Below are 12,709 nucleotides of genomic sequence, written 5' to 3'. Positions count from 1 at the left end.
GAGGCAACAATGTCGTCATTCGACTACTTAAAAACCGCGATTCGCCAGAAAGGTTGCACGTTACAGCAGGTAGCCGATGCCAGCGGTATGACCAAAGGCTATTTGAGCCAGCTGCTGAATGCCAAAATCAAGAGCCCCAGTGCGCAAAAACTGGAGGCGCTGCACCGCTTTCTCGATCTTGAGTTTCCCCGTCGGCAGAAAAGCATTGGCGTGGTTTTCGGCAAGTTTTACCCGCTGCACACCGGCCATATCTACTTGATCCAGCGCGCCTGTAGCCAGGTGGATGAGCTGCATATCATCCTTGGTTATGACGAAACGCGCGATCGTGAGCTGTTCGAAGACAGCGCGATGTCCCAACAGCCGACGGTGAGTGACCGTTTGCGTTGGCTGCTGCAGACTTTTAAGTACCAAAAAAATATTCGTATTCATGCCTTTAACGAAGAGGGCATGGAACCGTATCCGCACGGTTGGGATGTCTGGAGTAAAGGCATCAAAGCGTTTATGACCGAAAAAGGCATCACGCCAAACTGGATTTACACCTCCGAAGAGGCCGATGCGCCGCAGTATCGGCAACATCTGGGAATTGAAGCGGTGCTGGTCGATCCAAAGCGCACCTTTATGAATATCAGCGGTTCGCAAATCCGCGAGAACCCGTTCCGTTACTGGGATTATATTCCGACGGAGGTGAAGCCCTTTTTTGTGCGCACGGTGGCGATTCTGGGGGGAGAATCCAGTGGTAAGTCGACGCTGGTTAATAAACTTGCCAATATTTTCAATACTACCAGCGCATGGGAATATGGCCGCGATTACGTCTTTTCGCATCTTGGCGGTGACGAAATCGCGCTGCAATATTCTGATTATGACAAAATTGCCCTCGGACATGCGCAGTACATCGATTTTGCCGTGAAATACGCCAATAAAGTGGCGTTTATCGATACGGATTTTGTTACCACGCAGGCGTTCTGCAAAAAATATGAAGGACGCGAGCATCCTTTCGTTCAGGCGTTGATTGATGAATATCGTTTTGATCTGGTGATCCTGCTGGAAAATAACACGCCTTGGGTGAATGATGGACTGAGAAGTCTTGGCAGTTCTGTCGATCGTAAGGAATTTCAGGATTTGCTGGTATCAATGCTGCGGGAAAATAATATCGACTACGTGCGCGTTGAAGCCGCAGATTATGACTCGCGATTTTTACAGTGCGTCGAACTGGTTAAACAGTTAATGGGGCCGTAGGCCTGAATAACAGGCCGGTCTGGTATCTTCCACGGCCTGTATTTCGGTTAATTTGCCGGTTGATTACGAAAATTTTCCCAGCGGTTATGGACCTGCGTCAGCGCGGCGATTGACGGCTGATTCACCTTTCTCAACATATTATATTTGTGTGTACTAACCGTTTTGATATCCAACCCGCTGTGAATTAACATACTTTTCTTCTGGCCTGAACTAATGATATGGCTAAGCAGCATTCTCTCTTTTCGTGTTAGCGTGATTTGAATTTCCTGGCCTTGCTTATTTCGCCACGATTTATATTTTAACGTGCTAAATATTTCTGCTAATTTCGTGTCTTTCTTGATTTTTAAAAATGAATGTAATAAATAACATTCAAATGCATTGTCATTTTTTATTATTCTGTTTAGCGTCGATAATGTTGTGATAATAATAAAGTTATTATCAAAATCTAAAATAACGTCGTTATTATCCAGTATTATTTCTTTTTGCTTAATAAATGTCTGTAATCCGTTTTTAAGAAAAACATCTTCCGTAATGATATGCATTAATTATAACCATACGTTCATTTATTAACTGAGGTAATGAGTATCATGTTAGCGTCTGGTCTTTGCGTTAAGCAATCCAGGGACAAAAAGGCGATTGCTAAAAGCATTGGTCTATGAAAATGAGATTTCTGGATGTTTATTCTGTGGTGTGAGTTTTATTCGGAATTTTAGTTTTAGATTATTTCTGCAATGAATGCATCTGTCTCTGGATCGCGGCGAAGATAGTATGAAAACAAAAAAACTTATTTATGTGCTTATTGCAGAGGAATTCACTGAGCATTTGGGCATGAAGCGAATGGGTTTCCCCATTCGCTTTTGTGTCGGCTTATTTGGCGATACGTTTGTACTTAATACGCTTCGGCTCCAGCGCATCTGCGCCCAGCGTGCGTTTCTTATACTCTTCGTATTCGGTGAAGTTGCCTTCGAAGAACTCCACTTTGCCTTCGTCCTGGTAATCCAGAATGTGAGTGGCGATACGGTCAAGGAACCAACGGTCGTGCGAGATAACCATCGCGCAGCCCGGGAATTCAAGCAGGGCGTTTTCCAGCGCACGCAGGGTCTCGATATCCAGGTCGTTGGTCGGTTCATCAAGCAGCAACATGTTGCCGCCAACCTGTAACAGTTTTGCCAGGTGCAGACGACCGCGCTCACCGCCGGACAATTCGCCCACGCGTTTACCCTGGTCGGTGCCCTTAAAGTTGAAGCGGCCAACGTACGCGCGGCTCGGCATTTCGGTGTTACCGATACGCATAATGTCCAGCCCACCGGAAACTTCTTCCCACACGGTTTTGCTGTTATCCATTGCGTCGCGGAACTGATCAACCGAGGCCAGTTTGACGGTTTCACCCAGCGTAATGGTGCCGCCATCTGGCTGCTCCTGGCCGGACATCATGCGGAACAGCGTGGATTTACCCGCGCCGTTCGGGCCGATAATGCCGACAATCGCGCCTTTCGGCACGGAGAACGACAGGCCATCAATCAGTTGGCGATCGCCGTAGGACTTGCTGAGGTTGCTGACTTCAACCACTTTATCGCCCAGGCGAGGTCCTGGTGGAATAAACAGTTCGTTGGTTTCGTTACGTTTCTGGTATTCAGTGCTGTTGAGTTCTTCAAAGCGTGCCAGACGGGCTTTGCCCTTAGATTGACGGCCTTTCGCGCCCTGACGCACCCACTCCAGCTCTTTCTCAATGGATTTACGACGAGCCGCTTCCTGAGAAGCTTCCTGTGCCAGGCGCTGATCTTTCTGCTCCAGCCAGGAAGAGTAGTTGCCTTCCCATGGAATACCTTCGCCACGGTCAAGTTCGAGGATCCAACCGGCGACGTTATCGAGGAAGTAACGGTCGTGGGTAATCGCCACTACGGTGCCTTCAAAGTCGTGCAGGAAGCGTTCCAGCCAGGCAACGGACTCGGCGTCCAGGTGGTTGGTCGGTTCGTCGAGCAGCAGCATATCTGGCTTTTCCAGCAGCAGACGGCACAGCGCGACGCGGCGGCGTTCACCACCGGAAAGGTTGGCAATCTTTGCATCCCAGTCCGGCAGGCGCAGCGCATCGGCGGCGCGTTCCAGTTGCACATTCAGGTTATGACCGTCATGCGCCTGGATAATCTCTTCAAATTTACCTTGCTGCGCAGCCAGTTTGTCGAAGTCAGCATCCGGTTCAGCGTATTTGGCATAGACTTCGTCCAGGCCTTTCAGGGCGCTAACCACTTCAGCAACCGCTTCTTCAACCGATTCACGAACGGTTTGTTCCGGGTTCAACTGCGGTTCCTGCGGCAGGTAACCGATCTTAATGCCAGGCTGCGGGCGGGCTTCACCTTCGATGTCTGTATCGATGCCGGCCATGATGCGCAGCAGGGTAGACTTACCGGCACCGTTAAGACCCAGTACGCCGATTTTTGCGCCCGGGAAGAAGCTTAGCGAGATATTTTTCAGAATATGACGTTTCGGCGGGACAACTTTGCCGACACGATGCATGGTATATACGAATTGAGCCACGTTGGACTTCGCCTCTTTGTAATGAGAGTGGTATTCAACAGCGGAGTGTAGCCGTTTTCGCGGCTTAATCCCAGCCAACCGCGACGGGTGTGTTAAATCACGCCAGAAAGGTAAAAAAGTGTGCGCAACGTGGCGCGTTACGAGTTGCCCGGTTAGCATTAACGCATTACGCGGCATGACGCTGCAAAAACGTGACAGATAAGAGGAAAGAGCTGTGCAGAGAGCTAAACATGCCGCCTGGCGATTCGCGGCGGCCTGCGTTTGTTTGCTGTCCCTCAGCAATGTGGCGCGAGCAGATTCACTGGATGAACAACGTAACCGTTACGCGCAGATAAAAACCGCGTGGGACAACAAACAGATGGACGTGGTGCAGCAACTGCTACCCACACTACAAACGTATCCGCTTTACCCATACCTGCAATATCGTCAGATCACCGACGATCTGATGAATCAACCCGCGATTACGGTGACCAACTTTGTGCAGGCCAACCCGACCTTGCCGGCGGCGCGCACGCTGAAATCTCGCTTTGTTAATGAGCTGGCCCGGCGGCAAGACTGGCGCGGGTTGCTGGCATTCAGCCCGGAGAAACCCGCTGCTACCGAAGCGCAATGTAACTACTACTTCGCGAAGTGGAATACCGGCCAGGCAGACGAAGCCTGGGCAGGCGCCAAAGAGCTGTGGTTAAGCGGTAAAAGCCAGCCTAACGCGTGCGATCAGCTGTTTGGCGCATGGCGCGCTTCCGGGAAACAGGATCCGCTGGCGTTTCTGGAGCGTATTCGCCTGGCGATGAAAGCGGGAAATACCAAACTGGTCACGCTGCTGGCCGGGCAGATGCCGCCTGATTATCAAACCATTTCGGCGGCTATCATCAATCTTGCCAATAATCCATTGAGCGTAATGTCCTTTGCTACCACCACCGGCGCAACGGATTTTACCCGTCAGATGGCGGCGGAAGCGTTTGAAAGCGTTGCGCGTCAGGATGTGGAAAACGCCCGCCTGATGATCCCGTCGCTGGTGCAGGCGCAGCAGTTGAATGAGGAGCAAACCCAGACGCTGCGCGATATTGTCGCATGGCGGTTGATGGGCAATGACGTCACCAGCGATCAGGCGCGCTGGCGTGATGATGCGATCATGCGCTCGCAATCAGTCTCTTTACTGGAGCGCCGGGTGCGTATGGCGATTGGCAACGGCGATCGTCGTGGGCTGAATACCTGGCTTTCGCGTTTGCCGATGGACGCAAAAGAGAAAGACGAGTGGCGCTACTGGCAGGCGGATTTGTTGCTGGAGCGTGGACGCGAGGATGAAGCCAAAGAGATCCTCCACGCCCTGATGAAGCAGCGTGGTTTTTACCCGATGGCCGCTGCGCAGCGGCTGGGTGAAGATTACTCGATGCAGATAGACAAAGCGCAGGGAAATGTCTCCGCAACGCTAACGCAGGGCGCAGAAATGGCGCGCGTTCGTGAGCTGATGTACTGGGGGCTGGATAACACAGCGCGTAGTGAGTGGGCGAATCTGGTGACCAGCCGAACCCAGCAAGAGCAGGCGCAGCTGGCGCGTTATGCTTTTAATCAACACTGGTGGGATCTTAGTGTGCAGGCCACGATTGCCGGCAAGTTGTGGGATCAACTTGAAGAGCGTTTCCCGCTGGCGTATAGCGATCTTTATGCCCGCTACACCAGTGGCAAAGGGATTTCGCAAAGCTACGCGATGGCGATATCTCGCCAGGAGAGTGCCTGGAACCCAACGGCGCGCTCCCCGGTTGGCGCGGCAGGTTTAATGCAGATTATGCCGGGTACCGCCACGCACACGGTGAAGATGTTTAACATTCCCGGCTACAGCAACTCCGGCCAACTCTTTGATCCGGAAACGAATATCAACATCGGCACCAGTTATCTGCAGTATGTTTATCAGCAGTTTGGCAATAACCGCATTTTCTCATCGGCGGCTTATAACGCCGGGCCGGGAAGGGTGCGCAGCTGGCTGAACAATAGCGGCGGCAAACTGGATGCGGTGGCGTTTATTGAGAGTATCCCGTTCTCAGAAACGCGAAGCTATGTGAAAAACGTTCTGGCTTATGATGCTTATTACCGCTATTTCCTGAACGGAGATAAGCCGGTTGTCTTTAATGATGCTGAATGGCAGCGCCGTTATTGATTTCCGTGGTTTATGCTATGATGTGTACTCGCTAAAGAGTACACATCAGTAAACCTTTAACAGGGCGGCAAATTATGGCTCAGCAATCACCCTATTCTGCGGCGATGGCCGAACAGCGCGATCAGGAGTGGCAACGCTTCGTTGATCTGGTCAGGCAATCTTACGAAAAGGATCTGCACATTCCATTACTTAATCTGATGCTTACACCAGATGAGCGCGAGTCGTTGGGCACAAGAGTGCGGATCATTGAAGAACTGCTGCGCGGCGAGATGAGTCAGCGTGAACTGAAAAGCGAGCTGGGGGCAGGTATCGCGACTATTACTCGTGGATCAAACAGCCTGAAAGCTGCGCCTGCTGATTTACGTTTATGGCTGGAACAGACGCTGCTGAATACTCAGCGATAAATCGCGTTGTGAAAGGGGCTGAGCGCCAGGATCACCGCCTGGTGGTAAACGCTTTCGCGCGTGAGTTTACCTGCGGTAAAAACGCCGATGGCTCCCTCTTTGCGACCGATCTCATCAATTCCGCTATACCGCGACATTACTGGCCCGAGCGCTTCACCAGCGCGCACTTTCTGCAAAATGATCTCCGGTAGCGGCAGCGTTGCCGAGCGGGCTTCACCTTTTTGATGATTACTTTCAATAACCACCCAACTAAACGTACTGCCTTCGTCGATCCCGGCTTCGATAGCTACCCAAAAATCCGCTTCGGGGCGCACATGGCGGGCATTGGCCACGCGATTTCGTGCGCCAGTACGCGTTTCTTCACTGCCAAACGGCTGTTCCGGTACGCCGCTATCGACGGAAACGGCGTCTATATGGCAGGATCCGTCGCCGAAGATCTCGTTAAAAGCGTGCAGAATCGCCCGAATTTTCGCGGGATTGGTGGTAGCTGAGACAACATGGTGCATAATCAATAACGGTATGTTCGGAATGAGACGCGTTCTTTTACCCCGGACAGAGACCTTCCTCAGATAATAAATTCATCGCAGTATAATGGATAAAAAAGCATGTTACAGGTATACCTTGTTCGCCACGGTGAAACGCAGTGGAACGCCGAGCGTCGTATTCAAGGCCAGTCAGACAGTCCGTTAACCGAGAAAGGGGAGAAGCAGGCGTGGCAGGTGGCTGAGCGCGCAAAAGCGCTGGGCATTACCCACGTTATTGCCAGCGACCTGGGCCGAACCCGCCGGACGGCTGAGATTATCGCTGAAGTCCTTGGTTGCGATATCACCTTTGAGCCGCGTTTGCGCGAGCTGGACATGGGCGTGCTGGAACGCCGTCATATCGATTCCCTGACTGAAGAAGAAGAGAGCTGGCGTCGCCAACTGGTGAATGGCACGGCCGATGGCCGCATTCCTGATGGCGAATCGATGCAGGAGCTAAGCGATCGTATGCATGCGGCGCTGGCAACCTGCCTGGATCTTCCCGAAGGAAGCCGACCGTTGCTGGTTAGCCACGGTATGGCGCTGGGCTGCCTGGTCAGCACAATCCTTGGGCTACCTGCTTATGCTGAACGCCGCCTGCGCCTGCGCAACTGCTCTATTTCCCGCATTGATTATCAACAGAGCCCGTGGCTGGCTTCTGGCTGGGTGGTGGAAACCGCAGGAGACGTCTCGCATCTGGACGCTCCAGCGCTGGATGAGTTGCAGCGTTAACGGCGAATAGGCACCAGATACTCGCAGCGGATGTGTGATGGCGGTTCACCGTCTTCGCGTGGCTCTTCATGCTGCGGGTAAAAATGCTCAATATCCTGACCCTTACGGCGCGTGAGGTTAAGCATCGGCATGCACGTTCCGTAAACGGTCAGGATGAAATCCTGAAAACCGTGTGGTGAACCTTCATAGGCGAAGGAGATGTAGTCGCCGCCTTCCAGCAACACCGGCTGCGCGTTGCTCAGATAGCCGTTCGCCATCTCCGGCGTTAGCGCTGTGGTGTAAAACACTTCCTGTTCGTCATCTTTTTCCAGGCTTGGGCGCGGCTCATGCAGGCCATACATTTCCGGTGGAATCTTCGGTGAATTGCTCAAAAATTCCCGCCAGAACTGAATGCGCATTTGATTACGGAAATCGGAGATCTCCTCCAGCGCGCAGGTGTAGCTCTGGGTGGTGCCAATAAGTTGCATTGGCGGCAGGGTGACAAGGTCATGTTTTGGCATGGTAAATTCGCCAAGACGCATCGGCGGGCGAATGCCAAACGCGCTCCAGTCTGGTGAACGGCGATAGAGCGCAGGAGTAACAGCAAACTGTTTTTTGAAAGCGCGGGTGAAGGTTTGTTGCGAATCAAAGCGGTATTGTAGAGCAATATCCAGAATGGGGCGGGCAGTAAGGCGCAGAGCAACCGCGGATTTTGACAGACGACGCGCACGAATATAAGCGCCGATGGCATTACCGGTCACGTCTTTGAACATCCTTTGCAGGTGCCACTTGGAATAGCCTGCTTTTGCCGCCACATTATCCAAAGCGAGCGGCTGATCCAGATGGCTTTCCAGCCAGGAAAGTAAGTCGCGAATGATCCCAGCCTGATCCATACAATATCCTCTTCCTTAAAACAGCATTAACGCCTGATATCAGGCAACGGATAATAACGGGTTTTTAGGTGTTTAGCATTCGGTGTTTTTTTTGTGCACAAATACGCATTGTGACTGATTTTCATCATAAATTTTGTAAATTAGTGATCTGCAAACAGTTTCTCATTTGAAAGCTGAATAGTTGCTCAACGTAATATTCAAAAATGGTAACAATATGAAATATACAAAGTTAATCCTTCCTGCAGTAATGTTGGCCGCGCTGGGCTCTGCACATGCAGAAGAAATTGGTTCCGTGGATACGGTGTTCAAAATGTTTGGTCCGGATCACAAAATTGTGGTCGAAGCGTTTGATGATCCTGATGTGAAAAATGTCACCTGTTACATCAGTCGGGCGAAAACCGGTGGTATCAAAGGCGGGCTAGGGCTGGCAGAAGATACGTCTGATGCGGCTATCTCTTGCCAGCAGGTTGGGCCGGTTGAGTTGAGCGATAAGATCAAAAACGGTAAGGCGCAGGGCGATGTGGTTTTCCAGAAAAGGACGTCCTTAGTCTTTAAGAAATTGCAGGTGGTGCGTTTCTATGACGCGAAGCGTAACACGCTGGCATATTTAGCTTATTCCGATAAAGTGGTCGAAGGATCGCCGAAAAACGCCTTAAGTGCGGTACCCATTATTCCATGGAGTAAATAAGCCCAATGTCTACGCCGCAACCGCTGATCTGGCTGGTAGAGGATGAAACCAGCATCGCTGAAACGTTGATTTACATGTTGCAACAGGACGGTTTTGCCGTCACCGCGTTTGAGCGAGGTTTACCGGTGCTGGATGCGGCGCAGCAGCGACTGCCTGAGTTGGCGATTTTGGACGTCGGTCTGCCGGATATCAGCGGTTTTGAACTGTGTCGTCGGCTATTGGCGCGCGCACCTGCGTTGCCGGTGCTGTTTCTTACCGCGCGTAGTGATGAAGTTGACAAGCTGCTGGGGCTTGAAATGGGGGCGGATGATTACATTGCCAAACCCTTTTCACCCCGCGAAGTATGCGCCAGAGTGCGCACTGTGCTGCGCAGGTTACAAAAAGCATCTCTTCACAATGAAATGCGGCGAATCGGCCAGTTTGAGCTGGACGAGGACGCCGCGATTATTCGCTGGTGCGGCGAAACACTGCTGTTGACCCGCTACGAATTTCTTTTGTTGAAAACCTTACTGTTGGCACCTGGACGTGTTTTTTCTCGCCAGCAATTGATGGATCAGGTCTGGAGCGATGCCCAGGAGAGTTTTGATCGCACCGTTGATACTCATATCAAGACCTTGCGTGCCAAGCTACGCGCCATCAATGCCGAACTCACTCCTATCAATACGCATCGTGGTATGGGCTACAGCCTGGGGATCCGCTGATGCGCATTGGCATGCGCCTGTTGCTGGGGTATTTCCTGATCGTGGCAGTTGCCGCGTGGTTCGTGCTGTCGATCTTTGTTCAGGAGATCAAACCCGGTGTACGACGTGCCACCGAAGGTACGCTTATTGATACTGCGACACTGCTGGCGGAGCTGGCTCGCGAAGATTTGCGTTCTGGTCATGCACAGGATGGTCGACTGGCGCAGGCGTTCTCGACGTTAAATCACCAGCCAATCAATGCGCATATCAGCGGGATCCATAAAGTGCGCAATGAATATCACGTCTACATGACCGACAGTACCGGGCGCGTAGTATTTGATTCGTCTGGAAAGGCGTTGGGTCAGGATTACTCTCGCTGGAATGATGTCTGGCTTACGCTGCGCGGAGATTACGGCGCGCGTAGCTCGCTGGCGGATGCCCGTAACCCGCAGAGTACGGTGATGTATGTTGCCGCCCCGGTGACCGATCAAGGCCGCATTATCGGCGTAATCAGCGTGGGTAAGCCAAACAGCGCGATGGATCCGGTGATTAAACGCAGCGAGCGGCGCATCTTATGGGCCGGTGGCGCGCTGCTGGGTATTGCGTTGCTCATTGGTGCGGTCATGGTCTGGTGGATAAATCGCTCGATTGGCAAGCTGGCGCGCTACGCTGATTCCGTTACCGAAAACCGCCCGGTTCCTTTACCTGATTTAGGCAGCAGCGAGCTGCGTAAACTGGCGCAGGCGCTGGAAAGTATGCGTGTGAAACTGGAAGGTAAAAATTATATCGAACAGTATGTTTACGCCCTGACGCATGAACTGAAAAGCCCGCTTGCAGCCATTCGCGGCGCGGCAGAGATCCTGCGCGAAGGACCGCCGCCAGACGTTGTGACACGTTTTACCGACAATATTCTTACGCAAAATAGCCGCATGCAGAATTTGGTGGAGAAGTTGTTACACCAGGCAAAGCTGGAAAACCGGCTGGAAATTGCGTTTACGGCAGTGGATGTCAGTATGCTTTTTCGCCAATTGCAGGAGCAGCGCAGTGTGGTGTTATCGGCGAAAGGGTTAACTCTGCATATTGACGCTGCTGATGCGCTGGCTGCAGGGGATAGAGAACTACTGGCTCAGGCGTTGGGTAATTTACTCGATAACGCCATTGATTTTACACCGCCAGGTGGTGAGGTGGAGTTACGTGCCAGCCGGGAAGCTGACGCGCTGGTGTTAACGGTCAGCGACAGCGGTTCTGGTATCCCGGATTATGCTCTGCAGCGCGTTTTTGAACGCTTTTACTCGCTACCTCGTGCCGACGGGCAAAAAAGCAGTGGGCTGGGGCTGGCGTTTGTTCAGGAAGTCGCGCGGCTGCATCATGGTGATATTCGAGTCCTGAACCGCCCGCAAGGGGGTTGCGAAGCCCGGCTGACACTTCACCCACACTTCACATAACTTCAAACCCTTCACACATAGCCTCGCTACTCTGCACGCATCACTAAGGAGAAGGCTATGTTGAAATCCCCCCTGTTCTGGAAAATGGTAACGCTGCCAGGTTGTCTTTGTGTCCTGCTTATCCCGCTGACGCTGCTGAGCGGCTTAATTGGCGAACGCGCGAATTATCGTAACGATGTGACGGATACGCTGCGCCAGAGCAGCGCTGGCAGGCAAAAATTGATCGGGCCGTTGATCGCCATCCCGGTGACCGAAACGGTGGTTTCTCTGGAAAAAGCTAACGACAACGAGGCTCCCAAAGAGGTGCGGCGTAAACAGAGTTACCTCCGTTTTTGGTTACCGGAATCGCTGATGGTCAACGGAAAACAGCAGGTCGAAACCCGAAAGATCGGCATTTATGATGGGCAAATCTGGCACAGCGACATTGAGATCAACGCGGAGTTCGACCCTAAGCGGCTGGATATCAAAGCCGATGAGAATGTCTCTCTCGGCGAGCCATTTCTTGTTTTAGCGTTGAGTGATTCGCGCGGTATTGGTCAGTTGCGTACCACCAGGTTAAATGGGGAGACACTCAGTGTTGAGCCAGGAACCGGGCTGGCAAGCGATCTGCAGGGCGTGCATATGCCATTGTCGATGGCGAACTTGCAGCAACCGCTGAAGCTATCTATGGCGTTTAGTCTGAGCGGAACCGGTGATTTTTCCGTGGTACCGCTGGGGCGAAATAGCGAGATGACACTGAATGGCGACTGGCCGCATCCGGGTTTTATGGGCGATTTTCTGCCGGAACAACGCACGGTGAGCGCCAGTGGTTTTCAGGCGCACTGGCAAAGTAGCTGGTTTGCCAACAATCTGGACAGCAAAATGCGAGCTGCCGGAGCGCTGTCTGTCAGCAAAAGTTGGGAATTACCTGCTTTTAGCGTCAACATCGCCACACCTGCCGATCAGTACCAGTTGACCGACAGAGCTGTAAAATACGCGATTTTGCTGATCGTACTGACTTATCTGGCGTTTTTCGTTTTTGAGAGTTTAACTGCGCGGCAGATGCACCCAATGCAATATTTGCTGGTGGGGCTATCGCTGGTGATGTTCTACCTGGTGTTACTGGCGCTTTCTGAACATACCGGATTCACCATTGCCTGGGGTGTTGCCAGTTTGCTCGGCGCATTACTAAACGGAGTCTATTTGCAGGGCGTATTGAAAAGCTGGCGTGCGGGTTTGTCGTTTAGTATCGCGCTGTTAGTGCTTGATGCGGTGATGTGGAGCCTGTTGAACTCGGAAGATAATGCGCTGTTGCTCGGCACCGGTGTTCTGTTTATCGCCCTGAGCGCAGTGATGGTGTTGACGCGCAAGCTCGACTGGTACGCGCTTTCTGGTTCAGCGAAGAAAATACCTCAACCAGTGAGTGACGAAGAATTACGCATCTGGAAATAAAAAAAGCGGC

The 12,709-nt window shown here is 52.2% G+C and carries 12 protein-coding genes; 8 read left to right on the top strand and 4 right to left on the bottom strand.

All coding sequences use genetic code 11. The features are described from left to right. The first annotated feature begins 9 nt into the window (after positions 1-9). On the top strand, positions 10-1,236 hold the full coding sequence (gene nadR, locus JKP81_RS17485) for a multifunctional transcriptional regulator/nicotinamide-nucleotide adenylyltransferase/ribosylnicotinamide kinase NadR (RefSeq protein WP_200552716.1): 1,227 nt from the start codon (positions 10-12) through the stop codon (positions 1,234-1,236). 47 nt (positions 1,237-1,283) lie between these two features. Here the strand turns inward: nadR and JKP81_RS17480 are convergent, their stop codons facing one another. Then, complete coding sequence (locus tag JKP81_RS17480) at positions 1,284-1,778, bottom strand: hypothetical protein (RefSeq protein WP_200552715.1); 495 nt, start codon at positions 1,776-1,778, stop codon at positions 1,284-1,286. A 325-nt stretch (positions 1,779-2,103) separates the two neighbouring features. Continuing rightward, entirely contained in the window at positions 2,104-3,771 is a 1,668-nt protein-coding gene (gene ettA / locus JKP81_RS17475) for an energy-dependent translational throttle protein EttA (RefSeq protein ID WP_017457851.1), read from the bottom strand. 214 nt (positions 3,772-3,985) lie between these two features. Between ettA and sltY the strand changes: the two genes are divergently transcribed. Together sltY and trpR are read left to right on the top strand one after the other, a co-directional pair. Continuing rightward, on the top strand, positions 3,986-5,926 hold the full coding sequence (gene sltY / locus JKP81_RS17470; RefSeq protein ID WP_200552714.1) for a murein transglycosylase: 1,941 nt from the start codon (positions 3,986-3,988) through the stop codon (positions 5,924-5,926). A 74-nt stretch (positions 5,927-6,000) separates the two neighbouring features. Continuing rightward, the gene (gene trpR, locus JKP81_RS17465; protein WP_200552713.1) at positions 6,001-6,330 is read left to right on the top strand and encodes a trp operon repressor; all 330 of its coding nucleotides are present in this window, start codon (positions 6,001-6,003) and stop codon (positions 6,328-6,330) included. Here the strand turns inward: trpR and yjjX are convergent. After that, entirely contained in the window at positions 6,321-6,836 is a 516-nt protein-coding gene (gene yjjX, locus JKP81_RS17460; RefSeq protein ID WP_200552712.1) for an inosine/xanthosine triphosphatase, read from the bottom strand. The two genes, trpR and yjjX, sit on opposite strands and share 10 nt — an antisense overlap. A gap of 99 nt (positions 6,837-6,935) precedes the next feature. Between yjjX and gpmB the strand changes: the two genes are divergently transcribed. After that, a complete protein-coding gene (gpmB, locus tag JKP81_RS17455; protein WP_200552711.1) occupies positions 6,936-7,583 on the top strand; it encodes a 2,3-diphosphoglycerate-dependent phosphoglycerate mutase GpmB in 648 nt (215 codons plus the stop codon). On the opposite strand, the gene robA is transcribed toward gpmB, so the two are convergent. Next, positions 7,580-8,455 (bottom strand): MDR efflux pump AcrAB transcriptional activator RobA, encoded by an 876-nt coding sequence (robA, locus tag JKP81_RS17450; RefSeq protein ID WP_200552710.1) that lies wholly within the window; start codon positions 8,453-8,455, stop codon positions 7,580-7,582. The two genes, gpmB and robA, sit on opposite strands and share 4 nt — an antisense overlap. A gap of 214 nt (positions 8,456-8,669) precedes the next feature. Here robA and creA point away from each other — a divergent pair, with 214 nt between their 5' ends. From creA to creD, 4 genes are read left to right on the top strand one after another with little or no spacing between them, the layout of a single operon-like run. Further along, complete coding sequence (gene creA, locus JKP81_RS17445; protein WP_017457857.1) at positions 8,670-9,143, top strand: protein CreA; 474 nt, start codon at positions 8,670-8,672, stop codon at positions 9,141-9,143. Positions 9,144-9,148: 5 nt separating this feature from the next. After that, the gene (gene creB, locus JKP81_RS17440; protein WP_017457858.1) at positions 9,149-9,844 is read left to right on the top strand and encodes a two-component system response regulator CreB; all 696 of its coding nucleotides are present in this window, start codon (positions 9,149-9,151) and stop codon (positions 9,842-9,844) included. Beyond that, positions 9,844-11,268, top strand: a complete 1,425-nt coding sequence (creC, locus tag JKP81_RS17435; protein ID WP_017457859.1) for a two-component system sensor histidine kinase CreC — start codon at positions 9,844-9,846, stop codon at positions 11,266-11,268. The genes creB and creC overlap by 1 nt, the downstream gene beginning before the upstream one ends. A gap of 57 nt (positions 11,269-11,325) precedes the next feature. After that, positions 11,326-12,699, top strand: a complete 1,374-nt coding sequence (gene creD / locus JKP81_RS17430; RefSeq protein ID WP_200552709.1) for a cell envelope integrity protein CreD — start codon at positions 11,326-11,328, stop codon at positions 12,697-12,699. Positions 12,700-12,709: the final 10 nt, after the last annotated feature.

The sequence above is a fragment of the Kosakonia sp. LAM2021 genome (assembly GCF_016620385.1).
Taxonomy (GTDB): Bacteria; Pseudomonadota; Gammaproteobacteria; order Enterobacterales; family Enterobacteriaceae; genus Kosakonia; species Kosakonia sacchari.
The sequence above is the reverse complement of the archived record's forward strand: the minus strand, read 5'-3'. Positions and strand labels throughout refer to the sequence as shown.

Excerpts from the sequence above, each read along its gene's own strand:
- nadR (WP_200552716.1), top strand. The coding sequence starts at position 10 with ATGTCGTCATTCGACTACTTAAAAACCGCGATTCGCCAGAAAGGTTGC.
- JKP81_RS17480 (WP_200552715.1), bottom strand. The coding sequence starts at position 1,778 with ATGCATATCATTACGGAAGATGTTTTTCTTAAAAACGGATTACAGACA.
- trpR (WP_200552713.1), top strand. The coding sequence starts at position 6,001 with ATGGCTCAGCAATCACCCTATTCTGCGGCGATGGCCGAACAGCGCGAT.
- yjjX (WP_200552712.1), bottom strand. The coding sequence starts at position 6,836 with ATGCACCATGTTGTCTCAGCTACCACCAATCCCGCGAAAATTCGGGCG.
- gpmB (WP_200552711.1), top strand. The coding sequence starts at position 6,936 with ATGTTACAGGTATACCTTGTTCGCCACGGTGAAACGCAGTGGAACGCC.
- robA (WP_200552710.1), bottom strand. The coding sequence starts at position 8,455 with ATGGATCAGGCTGGGATCATTCGCGACTTACTTTCCTGGCTGGAAAGC.
- creA (WP_017457857.1), top strand. The coding sequence starts at position 8,670 with ATGAAATATACAAAGTTAATCCTTCCTGCAGTAATGTTGGCCGCGCTG.
- creB (WP_017457858.1), top strand. The coding sequence starts at position 9,149 with ATGTCTACGCCGCAACCGCTGATCTGGCTGGTAGAGGATGAAACCAGC.
- creC (WP_017457859.1), top strand. The coding sequence starts at position 9,844 with ATGCGCATTGGCATGCGCCTGTTGCTGGGGTATTTCCTGATCGTGGCA.
- creD (WP_200552709.1), top strand. The coding sequence starts at position 11,326 with ATGTTGAAATCCCCCCTGTTCTGGAAAATGGTAACGCTGCCAGGTTGT.